The organism is Arthrobacter sp. JB02-1C (assembly GCF_057748045.1).
In genome coordinates, this window is sequence record NZ_CM173235.1 from 2,581,497 (window position 1) to 2,596,500 (window position 15,004).

General features: G+C 68.3%; 13 protein-coding genes. 8 read left to right on the forward strand and 5 right to left on the reverse strand.

Features of this window, described 5'->3' with window-relative positions; translation table 11 throughout:
- Window positions 1-46: 46 nt before the first annotated feature.
- Genes prpB through AC3ANP_RS12175 form a run of 3 tightly spaced genes read right to left on the reverse strand, consistent with a single transcriptional unit; the run spans window position 47 to window position 3,121 of the window.
- Window positions 47-949 (reverse strand): methylisocitrate lyase, encoded by a 903-nt coding sequence (prpB, locus tag AC3ANP_RS12165; protein WP_488330430.1) that lies wholly within the window; start codon window positions 947-949, stop codon window positions 47-49.
- Window positions 949-2,469 carry an MmgE/PrpD family protein gene (locus AC3ANP_RS12170; protein ID WP_488330431.1) on the reverse strand — a complete coding sequence of 507 codons (1,521 nt, stop codon included), beginning with the start codon at window positions 2,467-2,469 and terminating at the stop codon, window positions 949-951. The genes prpB and AC3ANP_RS12170 overlap by 1 nt, the downstream gene beginning before the upstream one ends.
- Window positions 2,462-3,121, reverse strand: coding sequence for a GntR family transcriptional regulator (locus tag AC3ANP_RS12175; RefSeq protein ID WP_488330432.1), 660 nt, complete (start codon window positions 3,119-3,121; stop codon window positions 2,462-2,464). Before AC3ANP_RS12175 ends, AC3ANP_RS12170 begins: the two co-directional genes overlap by 8 nt.
- Before the next feature lie 173 nt (window positions 3,122-3,294).
- On the opposite strand from AC3ANP_RS12175, the gene AC3ANP_RS12180 reads away from it, so the two are divergent.
- Window positions 3,295-5,190, forward strand: coding sequence for an AMP-binding protein (locus AC3ANP_RS12180; RefSeq protein WP_488330433.1), 1,896 nt, complete (start codon window positions 3,295-3,297; stop codon window positions 5,188-5,190).
- A 20-nt stretch (window positions 5,191-5,210) separates the two neighbouring features.
- Here AC3ANP_RS12180 and AC3ANP_RS12185 read toward each other — a convergent pair whose 3' ends face one another.
- Complete coding sequence (locus AC3ANP_RS12185; RefSeq protein ID WP_488330434.1) at window positions 5,211-5,930, reverse strand: response regulator; 720 nt, start codon at window positions 5,928-5,930, stop codon at window positions 5,211-5,213.
- Window positions 5,927-7,699: a sensor histidine kinase gene (locus AC3ANP_RS12190; protein ID WP_488330435.1), complete on the reverse strand. Its 1,773-nt coding sequence runs from the start codon at window positions 7,697-7,699 to the stop codon at window positions 5,927-5,929. The genes AC3ANP_RS12185 and AC3ANP_RS12190 overlap by 4 nt, the downstream gene beginning before the upstream one ends.
- Before the next feature lie 131 nt (window positions 7,700-7,830).
- On the opposite strand from AC3ANP_RS12190, the gene AC3ANP_RS12195 reads away from it, so the two are divergent.
- The 7 genes from AC3ANP_RS12195 (at window position 7,831) to cmk (ending at window position 14,973) form a co-directional block, all read left to right on the forward strand.
- Window positions 7,831-9,198, forward strand: a complete 1,368-nt coding sequence (locus tag AC3ANP_RS12195) for a cation:dicarboxylate symporter family transporter (protein WP_488330436.1) — start codon at window positions 7,831-7,833, stop codon at window positions 9,196-9,198.
- Window positions 9,199-9,478: 280 nt separating this feature from the next.
- Window positions 9,479-10,378, forward strand: a complete 900-nt coding sequence (locus tag AC3ANP_RS12200; protein ID WP_488330437.1) for a ParA family protein — start codon at window positions 9,479-9,481, stop codon at window positions 10,376-10,378.
- Between the two features lie 6 nt (window positions 10,379-10,384).
- Window positions 10,385-11,233, forward strand: a complete 849-nt coding sequence (locus AC3ANP_RS12205; protein WP_488330438.1) for a segregation and condensation protein A — start codon at window positions 10,385-10,387, stop codon at window positions 11,231-11,233.
- Entirely contained in the window at window positions 11,230-11,898 is a 669-nt protein-coding gene (scpB, locus tag AC3ANP_RS12210; protein WP_488330439.1) for an SMC-Scp complex subunit ScpB, read from the forward strand. Before AC3ANP_RS12205 ends, scpB begins: the two co-directional genes overlap by 4 nt.
- Window positions 11,899-11,944: 46 nt before the next feature.
- The gene (locus tag AC3ANP_RS12215; RefSeq protein WP_488330440.1) at window positions 11,945-13,135 is read left to right on the forward strand and encodes a pseudouridine synthase; all 1,191 of its coding nucleotides are present in this window, start codon (window positions 11,945-11,947) and stop codon (window positions 13,133-13,135) included.
- A gap of 3 nt (window positions 13,136-13,138) precedes the next feature.
- On the forward strand, window positions 13,139-14,245 hold the full coding sequence (locus tag AC3ANP_RS12220) for a prephenate dehydrogenase (RefSeq protein WP_488330441.1): 1,107 nt from the start codon (window positions 13,139-13,141) through the stop codon (window positions 14,243-14,245).
- Window positions 14,245-14,973 (forward strand): (d)CMP kinase, encoded by a 729-nt coding sequence (cmk, locus tag AC3ANP_RS12225; protein WP_488330442.1) that lies wholly within the window; start codon window positions 14,245-14,247, stop codon window positions 14,971-14,973. Before AC3ANP_RS12220 ends, cmk begins: the two co-directional genes overlap by 1 nt.
- Window positions 14,974-15,004: the final 31 nt, after the last annotated feature.

Sequence of the window (15,004 nt, forward strand, 5' to 3'; positions counted from 1 at the left end):
TTTGTTCCTAACGCGGGTGACCGGCCGGGGCCGGCGGTCCTGGGTGTCAGTTGCCGGGGATCTGGAAGTTGAAAACCCCGGTATCGAAGCGGTTGTAGGCCTCGTAGTCCACGAGGTCGTAGAGCCGTGCACGCGTCAGCATGCTCGAAACCTGCGCCTCCTGGGTGCCGTCGGCCTGGATCGCTTCCAGCGTACGCTCAGCGGCGCCCATGGCACTACGGAGCAGCGTGACCGGGTAGATGATCATGTTGACGCCGACGCCGGCCAGCTCGTCCACCGTGAACAGCGCGCTCTTGCCGAACTCGGTCATGTTCGCCAGGATCGGCACGTCGACGGCATCACGGATCGCCTGGAATTCGCTGAGGTCCTTCATGGCCTCCGGGAAGATCGCGTCCGCGCCGGCCTCCACGAGGGCCTTGGCGCGCTGCTGCGCCGCCGTCAGCCCGTCGGTGGCGCGGATGTCGGTGCGGGCCATGATCAGGAAGTTCGGATCCCGCCGGGCGTCGGCTGCGGCCCGGATCCGCTTCGTGGCGGTCTCCAGGTCAACGACGTTCTTGCCGTCGAGGTGGCCGCAGCGCTTCGGGTTGAACTGGTCCTCGATGTGCAGGCCCGCCAGGCCGGCGTTTTCGAGTTCCTGGACGGTGCGCGCCACGTTCATCGGCTCGCCGAAGCCGGTGTCGGCATCCACGATCGATGGCAGGTCCGTCATCCGGGCAATCTGCCCGGCCCGGGTGGCCACCTCGGTTAGCGTGGTCAGGCCGATATCCGGCAGGCCGAGGTCGTTCGCGAGGACTGCACCGGAGATATAGACACCGGCGAAGCCCTTTTCCTCGATCAGCCGCGCCGAGAGCGGGTTGAACGCACCCGGGAACTGCACGATGGTCCCGGCCGAAAGCATTTCACGGAAGCGGAGCCGTTTCTGCTCCGGCGTGGTCTTCGAATACAGCATTAGAAGAGTCCCTTCGGTGCGGCCGCAAGGTCGATCACGCCGTCGGCAGCCTTGATGTTGAGCTGGTCGAGCTCGCCGGCGGCCAGCTCGGGAAGCCGCGCGGCGGCGGCCAGGAAGCGCTCGATCTCCTCATCGGCGACCAGTCCTGCGGCGAGGGTGCGGAACTTGTTCACGTACTGCTCCCGGGCGAAGGGCCGGGCACCGAGCGGGTGGGCGTCCGCGACGGCAATCTGGTCGGTGAGGACGGTGCCGTCGGTCAACGTGATTTCGACCGAGCCGCCAAACGCCTTCTCCGCGATGTCCAGGGAGTGGTAGCGGCGGGTCCATTCCGGGTCCTCGACCGTGGTGACCTTGTGCCACAGCTCCACCGTGTCCGGACGGCCGGCGCGCTCGGGGGAGTAGGAGTCGACGTGGTGCCAGCTGCCGTCCTGCAGGGCGACTGTGAAGATGTAAGGGATGGAGTGGTCCAGGGTCTCGCGGCTGGCGGTGGGGCTGTACTTCTGCGGGTCGTTCGCGCCGGAGCCGATCACATAGTGCGTGTGGTGGCTGGTCTTGATCAGGACGGATTCGACGTTGGCCGGGTCCGTGACCTCCGGGTGCTCGCCGTGCAGCTTACGGGCCAGGTCGATCCAGGCCTGCGCCTGGTACTCGGCGGAGTGTTCCTTGGTGTACGTGTCGAGGATGGCTCGTTTGGCTTCGCCGGCTTCGGGCAGCGGCACCGAGTAACTGGCATCCGGACCGTCCAGCAGCCAGGCGATGACTCCGTCCTCACCTTCATAAATCGGTACCGGGGAGGTCTGGCCGCGGATCGCCCGGTCCGCCGCCTCGACGGCCATCTTGCCGGCGAAGGCAGGGGCGTGCGCCTTCCAGGTCGAGATTTCGCCCTTCCGCGACTGCCGCGTCGCGGTGGTGGTGTGCAGGCCCTGGCCGACGGACTGGAAGATGGTCTCGACGTCGAGGCCCAGCAGCGTGCCGATGCCGGCCGCGGCGGAGGGGCCGAGGTGGGCCACGTGGTCGATCTTGTGCTTGTGCAGGCAGATCGCCTTCGCCAGGTTGACCTGGATCTCATAGCCGGTGGCGATGCCGCGGATCAGGTCCTTGCCGCTGGCGCCGACGTGCTGGGCGACGGCGAGGATCGGCGGGATGTTGTCGCCCGGGTGGGAGTACTCCGCGGCCAGGAAGGTGTCGTGGTAGTCGAGTTCGCGGACTGCCACACCGTTGGCCCAGGCGGCCCACTCGACCGCGACCGGCTCGTCGATGCCGAAGACCTTCGAGCCCTTGCCCCCGGTGGTCGGCCCGTGGGTCAGTGCCTGGGCACGCGCGGCGACGATCGGGGCACGGTTCAGCGAGGCGATCGCCACCGACGCGTTGTCGATGATGCGGTTAATCACCATGTCGGTGACGTCGTCTGAGACCTCGACCGGGTCGGCGGCAACCTTGGCGATTTTGTAGGCCAGCTGGTCCTCGCGGGCCAGGTTCTCTTCGCTCTTGTAGACGCGGACGTGGTGTTCCTTAACCATGGTGCTCCTTCTGGTGCGGTACGTGGGTGGCTTTGAGGTGGGAAAGGCTGCGGTGCAGGTGGAGGGTGGTGGCTGCCTGGGCGAGCCGGGGGTTTCGGGCGGCAATCGCCTCCGCGATCGCGGCGTGCTCCGCGGCGGCGGCGGCGAGCCGCTCGGCGTCGTCGGCGGCCAACCGCCGGACGCGGACCAGGTGGACGCGCAGTCCGCGCATGGCCTGCGCCAGGTAGGCATTGGAGATGGCCGCGTCGATGGCCACATCGAGCCGCCCGACCAGCCGGTAGTAGTCGTGCCGTGCCGGGTCCGCGTCGCTGATCAGCTCCGGCGCCCGGAGCAGTTCACGCCACAGCCGGGCGAAAACCTCGGCGTCCCCCCGCTCCGCGGCTAGCGCGGCGGCCTTGCCTTCCAACGTTTCGCGCAGTTCGAACAGTTCATCGATGTCCTCGAGCGAGATATCGGTGACCACGACGCCGCGGCCGCCGGCGGCGCTGGTCAGTCCCTCCGCGGTGAGCCGGCCAAGCGCCTCCCGGAGCGGTGTCCGGGAGATCCCAAGCCGCTCGGACTGCTCCACTTCGGCGAGCACTGTACCGGGTTGGAGACGCCACTCGATGATGTCCTCGCGGAGCGAGGCATAGGCCTTGTCGCTGGCGCGCATGCTGGTCTCCTTCCCTGGACGGTCCCCTCAGTGTATACACGGAAGGCGGCGTTTCCTAGCGTCTAGCCCCAAAAGCCGCTGTGCCGCGCTTTTGTGTATACAAAAGTCTTGTGGCGCTCCCATACTCCGGGCTAGCATGAGCTGCATCACAACGTCGTGGAGGGATGATTCTGATGGTCACCAACAACTACCGGGACAGCTATGAACTCAGCGTCGAGCGGCCGGAGCAGTTCTGGCTGGACGCGGCCGCCCAGGTGGTGTGGAGTGTCCCTCCCAGCCGGGCCCTCGACTCCGGCCGGGCCCCGCTCTACAGCTGGTTCCCCGACGGCGTGCTGAATACCTGTTACAACGCCCTTGACCGCCACGTGGCGGAAGGCCGCGGAGCGCAGGACGCCCTGATCTACGACTCGGCCATGCTTGGCACGCAGCAGCGTTTCAGCTACGCCGAGCTCACCGACCTGGTGGCCCGCTTCGCCGGCGTGCTGCGCAGCCACGGCGTCGGCAAGGGTGACCGGGTGGTGATCTACATGCCGATGATCCCGGAAGCCGCCATCGCCATGCTCGCCACCGCCCGGCTCGGCGCGATCCACTCGGTGGTGTTCGGCGGCTTCGCGCCCAAGGAACTTGCCGCCCGGATCCGGGACGCGGCACCGGCAGCGGTGGTTACCGCCTCCGGCGGAATCGAACCCTCGCGGCGGATCGAGTACCTGCCGGCCGTGGCGGAAGCACTCGAGCTGGCCGGCGCGCCGGACACGCCCGTGCTGGTAAAAGCGCGGGACGGGTTCGCGTCGGCCGCGGCCGACCATGCCGGCTGGCGGGACTGGGATGAGGCCATGGCCGTGGCCGCCCCGGCAGCCCCGGTCGACGTGAAGGCCACCGACCCGCTCTACATCCTGTACACCTCCGGGACCACGGGATCGCCCAAGGGGGTGGTCCGGGATAACGGCGGCCACGCCGTCGCCCTGCGCTGGACCCTGGCGAACATTTACGACGTCGGTCCCGGCGACGTGCTGTGGACCGCGTCCGACGTCGGCTGGGTCGTGGGGCACTCCTACATCGTGTACGGGCCGCTGCTGGCCGGCGCCACCACGGTGCTCTACGAAGGCAAGCCGGTGGGGACCCCCGACGCCGGCGCGTTCTGGCGGGTCATCCAGGACCACAAGGTCAACGTGCTGTTCACCGCGCCGACCGCGCTGCGCGCCATCCGGAAGGCCGACCCCGAGGCGCAACTGCTGGGCCGCTACGACGTCTCCAGTTTGCGGACCCTCTTTGCCGCCGGCGAACGGCTGGACACCGACACCTTCCATTGGGCGTCCAAGGTGCTTGGCGTGCCGGTGGTGGATCACTGGTGGCAGACCGAAACCGGCTGGGCCATCTGTGCCAACCCGCGGGGACTGGAACCGCTGCCGATCAAGCCGGGCTCGCCGAGCGTTCCAATGCCCGGGTTCGACCTGAAGATCCTGGACGGGGGCGGCGCCGAGGTTGAGCCCGGCACGGAGGGCAACATCGTGCTGGGGCTGCCGCTGCCGCCGGGGACCCTGAAGACTCTCTGGCGCAACGATGACCGCTACATTTCCTCCTATCTGCAGGCCTTCGACGGCTACTATGCCACCGGTGACTCCGGCTACCGGGACGCGGACGGCTACCTCTTCGTGATGGGCCGCACCGACGACATCATCAACGTCGCAGGCCACCGGCTTTCCACCGGCGCCATGGAACAGGTGATCGGCCAGCACCCGGCCGTCGCCGAGTGTGCCGTGGTCGGCCTCGCGGATCCGCTCAAAGGGCAGCGACCGGCCGGCTACGTGGTCCTCAAGTCGGGGGTTGACGTGCCGACCGACGTGTTGGTCAAGGACCTGGTGGCCCTGGTCCGTCGCGACATCGGCGCCGTCGCCGACTTCAAGCACGTCACGGTGGTTGAGGCCCTGCCCAAGACACGTTCCGGCAAGATCCTGCGCAAGACCATGCGCCAGATCGCCGACGGCGACGACTACGTGGTGCCCTCCACGATCGAGGACGCCGGCGTCATCGACCAGCTGCTGGAGACGCTGCGGCCCGCCGCGGACTAGCCGCCCGCAGCTGACCGCCCTCAGTTAAGCGCCCTGCTCCAGCGGTATTCCTTTTCCGGCCGTCCCGGGGCTCCGTAGCGGGCCGTGCGGGAGGCAAGGCCGGCATCGGCAAGGTACTCGAGGTAGCGGCGTGCGGTGACCCGGGACATGCCGAGCGCTTCCATCACCTCGCTGGCGGAGACCGCGCCGGACTGCCGTTTCATGAAAGCCTGCACTGAGTCCAGGGTGGGGCCGGACAGGCCTTTGGGCAGCGGCAGCTCCGACGGCGCCCGCAGGCTCGCGAAGGCCTGGTCGACGTCGCTTTGGGAGGCGCCCGGGCCGTCGCCGCCCGTGCCGGGGGAGGCGAGCTGTTCCCGGAAGAGCCGGTAGCTGGAGAGTTTGTCGGCGAAGGTGGCGTACGTGAACGGCTTGATCAGGTACTGCACGACGCCGATTGCGACGGCGCTGCGGACAATGTTCAGTTCGCGGACCGCGGTGATCGCGATGATGTCGGCGAAGAGGCCTGCGCCGCGCATCCTCCGGGCGATGTCCAGGCCATGCAGGTCCGGCAGGTTCATGTCCAGAAGTACCAGATCGACGGCCCGGCCGGCCGCCGACCACTCGGTCATCAGCCGCAGGGCGGACTGGCCGTCCGGAGCTGAGCCGGCCAAGGTGAATCCTTCCAGCCGGCCGACGTAGGCCGCATGCGCCGCCGCCGCGATGGGTTCGTCCTCGACGACGAGTACGCGGATATCGCTCATGGTTGGTCCTTTGCTGTTCCGGCCGGATCCGCCCCGTCGGTCCGGGGGCCGGTCCGGGGGCCGGGAAGTGCCGGTGCGGGTACTTCCGCCGGGCGGGGCTCCCCGGCCGGCGCGGCCGGCAGGGTGACCCGGAACAGGGCTCCGGCCGGGCTGGTGATGGTCATGCTACCGCCCAGGCGTTGGACCGCCTGACGGACCAGCGCCAGGCCCAGGCCGCGGCCGAACGGTCCGGGCGCCTTGGTGCTGAAACCGTGCCGGAACACGTCATCGACCGCGTGAGGGTCAATCCCCGGCCCGCTGTCCTCCACCGAGATGTCCAGGGAACCGTCCTGGGATCTAACGGACAGCTCGACCAGCCGCGGCGGCGGTGCCCCGGCGGCGGCGTCGATGGCGTTGTCGAGCAGGTTTCCGAGAATAGCCACCAGGTCCTGGACGGCCGGCCCGGCCACGGCGGTGGACCCGTCGGTGGAAAGGATGAGCTCGACGCCCCGCTCATGGGCCTCGGCCACCTTGCCCATGATCAGCGCGCCGAGCACGGGTTCTTCAATCGAGCTGACCAGGTCATCGGTCAGCCGCTGGCTCAGCTCCAGGTCGTTGGTCGCGTAGTCCAGGGCCTCGGCGCCGCGTCCGAGTTCCATCAGGGATACCAAGGTGTGCAGCCTGTTGGCGTGCTCGTGGGTCTGGGCGCGCAACGCGTCAGAGAGGGTCCGCATGGTTTCGAGCTCGCTGCCCAGGGACTCAATCTCGGTACGGTCCCGGATGGTCGCGACGGTGCCGTAGACCGGTGCGCCGGACGCGGCCGTGCGCTGCCGACCGGACGCGGGGCGTGGGCGCCCGGCCGTGGCGGGTGGTCCGATGGCCGGGCCCTGGTTCACCACCAGCACCCGGGGGCCGCTCAGATGAATCTCGTCCTGGACGGAACGGCCGGATTCGAAAAGCTCCCGAAGGCTGGGGGCCAGCGGCAGGTCGGCCAGCGACGGCGCCTCCCGGTGACTGGTTCCGGAGGTGCCGGCGTCGACCGGGCGCGGCGGGACGCCGAGCAGCGCGGCGGCCTGGTCGTTGTACATCACCACTTTTCCCCGGGGGTCGATCAGCACCACGCCCTCACGGACCGAGTGCAGCACCGACTCGTAGTAGGCGAACAGCTGCGCGAGCTGCTCGGGGCCCCAGCCACGCGTCACCCGGCGAAGGTACCGGCCCAGCAGCCAGGACGCCACCGAACCGCCGACCAGCAGAGCCGCTGCGATCGCCAGCAGGGCCGGCAACCGGCCGGAAAAGGCCACGTCCACGGTTCCCACCGTGACTCCGGCGGCCACGAGCGCCCGGACCGAACCGTCCGTGTCTTTGACCGGGGCGATCGTGCGCACCGACGGGCCGAGCGTGCCGGCCACGATCTCGGTGAAGACCTCCCCGCGCAGGGCGGCGTCGACCGACCCGATATAGGGCTTGCCCAGTTCCTCGCCCTTCGGGTGGGTCCACCGGGTGCGGTCCGGCGCCATGATCGTGATGAAGTCCGCGCCGGAATCCTGCATCACCTGCAGCGCATAGGGCTGCAGTTGTGCGGACGGGTTTGCCGTGCCGGATGCCTTCAGGACCTGTGGATTGTCCGCCACCGCGGCGGCGATCCCGGCCATCCGCCGGCCGGCCTCCTGGTAGGCGTGGTCGCGGGCGTCCACGTACGTGGCTGTGCCGACCACGGCGGTCAGGGCCAGCATGAACAGCAGGTGGGCCACAAACAGCCGGCGGGCGATGCTCCAGTGGTGGATCAACTGCACCTTCCATGACCAATATGAACGCAAGGGTGATGCTCGTCACTGCGTCCACAATGATGGGGGAACAAGCAGAACGGACAGATGCGTGCGAACGCCGTATCAGGTCCAGCCTATCCAAGGAGAACACCATGGCCTCTCAACGAGGAGAGTCGGCGGCAGTGGCCGCAGCGCCGGTCAAGAAGCGGCGCAAGGGACTGGACAAGTCCCATTACCTTTACATCGCGGTCATCGTCGCGGTTGTCCTCGGCGCACTGATCGGCCTGATTTTCCCCGAGGCCGGCAAGTCGCTCAAGCCGCTCGGCGACGGATTCATCAAGCTCATCAAGATGATGATCGCCCCGGTCATCTTCTGCACCATCGTCCTGGGCATCGGCTCGATCGCCAAGGCCGCCACGGTCGGCAAGGTCGGCGGCCTGGCCCTGGGCTACTTCATCGTCATGTCGACCTTCGCCCTGGCCATCGGCCTGGTCGTCGGCAACCTGATCCACCCCGGCGAGGGCCTCAAACTGGCCCCGTACGATCCCAACAAGAAGGCCGCCACCGACAGCACGGTGGACTTCCTGCTCGGCATCATCCCGGGTGACGTTCCGGTGCTGCCCACCCTGCTCGCCGCGATCCTGGTCGGATTCGCGCTGCAGAAGATGGGGCCACAGGGCGCTCCGATCCTGAAAGCCATCGGCCACGGCCAGGCGCTCGTCTTCCGGATCCTCATCATGGTCATGTGGCTCGCTCCGGTCGGTGCCTTTGGTGCCATCGCGGCCGTCGTAGGTGCCACCGGTGTGCAGGCCATCATCAGCATGGCCACGCTCATGGTTGCCTTCTACCTGACCTGCGCGGTGTTCATCGTGGTCATCCTGGGCGGAATCCTCCAGGTCGTGGCCGGCGTCAACATCTTCCGGCTGATGCGGTACCTCGGCCGCGAATACCTCCTGATCTTCTCCACGTCCTCCTCCGAGGCGGCGCTGCCGCGCCTGATCGCCAAGATGGAACACCTCGGCATCTCCAAGCCGGTCGTCGGCGTCACCGTGCCTACCGGTTACTCCTTCAACCTGGACGGCACCGCCATCTACCTGACCATGGCATCCCTCTTCGTGGCCAACGCCATGGGCACGCCGCTGGACCTCGGCGCGCAGATCTCCCTGCTGGTCTTCATGGTCATCGCGTCCAAGGGCGCCGCCGGTGTCACCGGCGCCGGCCTGGCCACCCTGGCCGCAGGCCTGCAGGCCCACCGTCCGGAACTGCTCGGCGGCGTCGGCATGATCGTCGGCATCGACCGCTTCATGTCCGAGGCCCGGGCCCTGACCAACTTCACCGGCAACGCCGTCGCCACCGTCCTGATCGGCACCTGGGTCAAGGAGATCGACGGCGGCCAGGTCGAGCGCGTCCTCTCCGGCGCCGAACCGTTCGACGAACAGACCATGATCGCCGGCCATGCAGAGCAGCCTGCCGCCGGGGAACCGGCCCAGGCTTCCGCCCCGGTGCCGGCCAACGTCTGAGTCCAACGTCTCAGTCCACCGTCTGAGTCCACACCGGACCAACACGCCAGACCGCCCGGCCGCGCCAGTCGCGCCGGGCGGTTTCGCGTGCCCGGGGGCACGCCCCGCCAGCAACCCTCGACCTCAACCAAAGGGTCAAGGCGCGCCGAACGGCGGTTGTCAAGGTCCGCCGCAATAACGTGTCGGGGCTGTAACCTTGGGAGGAATAACGATCCGCCGGCCCTGCAGCCCACCGGGTCGGGCACGAAAAATCACCGTCATCGAAAGTGTGGATAGATACGTGAGCAGCGAACAGGGTTCAGCCACTCTGGAAGGCACCGAACTCGACCAGGAAGACGCCATCATGGGCCCCACCGGGCGCCCCCAACGCGATTTCCCGGAGCCTGCGCCGCTGTCTTCCCACGGCCCGGCGAGGGTCATCGCCATGGTCAACCAGAAGGGCGGCGTGGGCAAGACCACGTCCACCATCAATCTGGCCGCGGCCCTGGCCGAATATGGCCGGCGGGTGCTGCTGGTTGATTTCGACCCCCAGGGCGCCCTCTCCGCCGGCCTCGGCACCAACCCCCATGAACTGGACCTGACGGTCTACAACGTCCTGATGGACCGCAAGGTGGATATCCGCGACGCGATCCAAAAGACCGGCGTCGAAAACGTCGACCTGCTGCCGGCCAACATCGACCTCTCCGCCGCGGAAGTCCAGCTGGTGAACGAAGTGGCCCGCGAGCAGGTCCTGGACCGGGCGCTGAAGAAAGTCGAGGACGACTACGACGTCGTGCTGATCGACTGCCAGCCCTCGCTCGGGCTGCTGACCGTGAACGCGTTGACCGCGGCGCACGGCGTCATCATCCCGCTGATCTGCGAGTTCTTCGCGCTGCGGGCCGTGGCGCTGCTGGTCGAGACGATCGACAAGGTCCAGGACCGGCTGAACCCGCGCCTGCAGGTCGACGGCGTCCTTGCCACCATGTATGACGCCCGGACCCTGCACGGCCGCGAGGTGATCGCCCGGCTCGTCGAGGCGTTCGGCGACACGGTCTTTGAGACCGTCATCAAACGCTCGATCAAGTTCGCCGACGCCACCGTGGCCGCCGAACCGATCACCAGTTACGCAGGCACCCACCCGGGAGCCGACGCCTACCGCCGCCTGGCCAAAGAGCTGATCTCGCGCGGCGGCGCGCCCTAGCAGGCCGTGGCGACCACAGGCACCCTGACGGCGGAGCTTGCCCCGCCCGCGAAGAAACCCGGCTTCGAGGTCAGGCTGGAGAATTTCACCGGCCCGTTCGACCTGCTGCTGGGCCTGATCTCCAAACACCAGCTGGACATCACCGAAGTGGCGCTTGCCACGGTCACCGACGAGTTCATCAAATACAGCAAGGGCCTGCAGCAACTGGGGGAGGACTGGGCACTCGATGAGGCCAGCGAGTTCCTGGTGATCGCTGCCACGCTGCTGGACCTGAAGGCGGCCCGGCTGTTGCCCGCCGGTGAAGTCGAGGACGACGAGGACATCGCCCTGCTGGAAGCCCGCGACCTGCTCTTTGCCCGGCTGCTGCAGTACCGGGCCTTCAAGCAGGTCGCCGGACTCCTCGGCAGCACCCTGGAACTGGAGGGCCGGCGCTACCCCCGCCAGGTCGCGCTGGAGGGCCGGTTTGCGGCGCTGCTGCCCGAACTCGTGTGGAAGCACACCCCGCAGCAATTCGCCGCCCTGGCCGAGGCGGCCCTGAAGCCGAAGGAAGCAGCCCCCACCGAGGTCGGGCTGGCGCACCTCCACGGCACCCCGGTAAGCATCAAGGAGCAGGCCGAGATCATCGGTCTTCGGCTCCAGGCCGGCAAGGCGCTCACCTTCCGGGCGCTGATCGCCGACGCCGAATCCACCCTGGTGGTGGTCGTCCGGTTCCTCGCCCTGCTGGAAATGTTCCGCGATAAAGTGGTCTCCTTCGACCAGTTGCAGCCGCTGGGCGAGCTCTCGGTGCACTGGACCGCCGACCGCCCGGACTGGAGCAGCGAGACCCTGAGCGACGAATACGAGGAACAGCCATGAGCGAGCCGCCGACGGAAGCAGCGGACCTGCCGGATCTCGCCGGGCTGCCCGGCGGTGCCCGGGCGGCGCTCGAAGCGGTGCTCATGGTGATCGACGAGCCCGCGACCGCCACCGAACTGGCCGCCGGACTGCACCTGACGGTCGGCGTCGTCGACGATCTCCTGCTGGAACTGCAGCGGGAGTATAACGGCTATACTGGTAAGGCCCCGGATGCGGACGACTCCAGCCTTTCACCTAGCAGTGCTGGTTTCGGTGCCGCCCCCCGGGGTTTTGAATTGCGGAACATTGCCGGTGGCTGGAGAATCTACTCCCGCGCAGCATTCGCCGACGTTGTCGGCGGATTCGTGCTCGAGGGGCAGACTGCCAGGCTGACGCAGGCGGCGCTTGAAACTCTCGCCGTCATCGCCTACCGGCAGCCCGTCTCCAGGGCGCGCGTCTCGGCAATTCGGGGAGTCAACGTCGATTCCGTGGTGCGGACGCTGACCCAGCGTGGACTGATCGAAGATGCGGGCAACGACCCCGAATCCGGAGCCGTCCTGTACCGCACGACGTCGTATTTCCTCGAACGGATGGGAATCGGCTCGGTGGCTGAGTTGCCTCAGCTTTCACCCCATCTTCCGGGGCTTGAAGGCATAGCAGAGTTTTACGACGCAGGAAGAATGTAGGCAGGAGAACTTCCTGCGCACCCAGTAAGCAAACGAAGGACGGGTCATGACACAGGCGGGACGCCAGGGTTCACCACGTAACGGTTCGGGACGCACCAGCGCCGGACAACAATCAGCACGCACGTCGGGCGGCGCCGGGAGCGCCGGCCGCGGCCAGCGCGACTTTCCCAAGGGCGGCGGCGACCGCCCGTTCAAGCGCCCCAAGCCGCGCGAAGAAGCATTCATCGATCCGGACCTCGCACCCGGCGGCGGCGCCGCGGAGCCGGCCGACCGCAAGGGGGGCAAGCCGGCCGGCCGTAAACCCTCCGCGCGCAAGCCGGGCGCAGGCAAGGTCCCGGGCACGCCCGGCGCCCTGAAGCCCAAGCCGCGGATCGGCGCCGGAGCCGCCAAAGCCGTCGGCACCCGTGCCTTCGGCAGCGAACGGTTCGGCCAAAACCTCGGCCCGGTCCGGAAACCGGCCCGCAAGCGCGGCCCGCGCGCCAACGTACCCCAGTCCGAACTGCACGACGCCGACGGCATCCGGCTGCAAAAGGTCATGGCCTCCGCCGGCGTCGCCTCCCGGCGGGTCTGCGAAGAGATGATCGCCGAGGGCCGTGTTGAGGTCGACGGCCAGGTCGTCACCGAGCTCGGCGTGCGCGTCGACCCCAAAACCAGCGTGATCCACGTCGACGGCCTGCGCATCCAGCTGGACGAAAACATGGTCTACATGGTGTTCAACAAGCCCAAGGGCGTCGTCTCCACCATGGAGGACCCGGACGGCCGGCCCTGCATCAGCGACTTTGTCCGCAACCACCACGGCGAGCGGCTCTTCCACGTCGGCCGGCTCGACGTCGCCACCGAGGGGCTGCTGCTGCTGACCAACGACGGCGAACTCGCCAACCGCCTGACGCACCCGTCCTACGAGGTGCCGAAGACCTACCTGGTCCAGGTCCGCGGGCCGTTCCCGCAGGGCGTCGGCGCTCAGCTCAAGGCCGGCGTCGAGCTCGAGGACGGCATCGCCTCGGTGGACTCCTTCAAGCTCGTCGATTCGACTCCCGGCCACGTGCTGATCGAAGTGGTGCTGCACTCCGGCAAGAACCGGATCGTGCGCCGGCTCTTCGACGCCGTCGGCTTCCCGGTGCTGCGCCTGGTCAGGGTGAAGGTCGGCCCGATCGGCCTGGGCGACCAGCGCCAGGGCAGCATCCGCAACCTCGGCAAACAGGAAGTCGGCCACCTGCTGGCATCCGTGGGGCTCTAAGCCATGTCCGCATTTCGCACCCATGGCCGGGGCCACCTCTCCGGTCCGGTGGTGGTCGTGGGCACGGGGCTGTTGGGAACCAGTATCGGGCTGGGCCTTCGGGGCCGCGGCGTGCCGGTGTTCCTGACCGACCCTTCGCCCACCAACCAGGCCGTCGCCGTCGATATCGGCGCCGGGCTGCCCCTGGCGCGCCTGCAGGAAGATCCCGAGCTCGTCGTGGTGGCCGCCCCGCCGGACGTGACCGCCGACGCCGTCGCGAAGGCCCTTGCCGACTACCCGGCCGCCGTCGTGGTCGACATCGCCAGCGTCAAGGCCGCGATCCTCGCCGAACTGCGCGCCCGCGGCGCGGACCTGAGCCGGTACGTTGGCACCCACCCGATGGCCGGCCGGGAAAAATCGGGTCCCGTCGCAGCACGCGGCGAACTCTTCACCTCGATGCCGTGGGTGCTGTGCAGTACGGCCGAAACCCGCCCCGAAGCGCTGCAGACGGCACGTGCCCTGGCCGGGGACCTCGGTGCTGTGGTGTCCGAGTTCAGCGCCGAAGAACACGACGAAGCCGTAGCGCTGGTCTCGCACCTGCCGCAGGTCATGTCTTCGCTGGTGGCCAGCAGGCTGCAGGGTACGGAACTGCACGCCCTTTCCCTCGCCGGGAACGGGCTGCGGGACGTTACCCGGATCGCCGCGAGCGATCCCTCGCTCTGGGTGCAGATCCTGGGGGCCAACGCCGGCCAGGTCCTCGGCATCCTGCACGGGGTGCGTGAGGACCTGAACCGGCTGATCGGTACGCTGGAGGATCCGACCGCGCCCGGCGCCAGGCTTGACCTGGCCCAGCTGATCAGCGAGGGCAACGCCGGCCAGGCCCGGATTCCCGGCAAACACGGCGGACCCCCGCAGGCCTACTCCTGGCTGACCGTACTGGTGGATGACACCCCCGGCCAGATCGCCCGGCTGCTGACCGAGATCGGCGAAATCGGCGTCAACCTCGAGGACCTCCGCCTGGACCACTCCTCGGGACAAAATGTCGGCATGGTGGAAATCTCCGTGCTGCCCAGCAAGCATGAGCTGCTCATCGAAGCCCTCAACGACCGTGGATGGCGGGTACTCCAGTAATGACCCAGGAACTCATTGAAACGGTGGACATCCTCCGCCCCGGGAAAAGCCTGATCGTCGCGATCGACGGCCCTTCCGGCTCCGGCAAGTCCAGCGTCAGCAAAGAGGTGGCACGCCGGCTCCGGCTCGCCTACCTCGACACCGGCGCGATGTACCGGGCCCTGACCTGGTACTGCCTGCACAGCGGCACGGATCTCGCCGACGCCCAGGCCGTTGAGGACGCCGCCGAAGCCCTCGACCTTGAGATCAGCACCGGCCCGCAGGACGAGTACGTCCGGGTCGCGGGGGCGGACATCACCGAGGCCATCCGCGAGCCGGCCATCTCGGCCGCCGTCAGCGCCGTCGCCACCACGCTCGGAGCCAGGACCGAACTGATCCGCCGGCAGCGGGCGCTGATCGAAAAGCACCACCGCCGGATGGTGGTGGAAGGACGGGACATCACCACCGTCGTCGCACCCCAGGCCGAGGTGCGCATGCTGCTCACCGCCAGCGAGGAAGCCCGGCTGCGGCGCCGCGGCATCCAGCTCGGCGGCAGCCAGAACGCCGAACAGCTCGCGGCCCAGGTCACGGCACGGGACGCCAAGGACTCCACGGTGGTGAACTTCACCCAGGCCGCCGACGGCGTGGTGACGCTGGACTCCTCGGACCTGGACTTCGCCCAGACCGTCGACGCTGCGCTGGGAATCGTGCACAAGATCATCGACCACACGGCCTTCAACCGTGACTAAAGCGTCCGCAGGGTCGTCGTTGCCCAGCCGC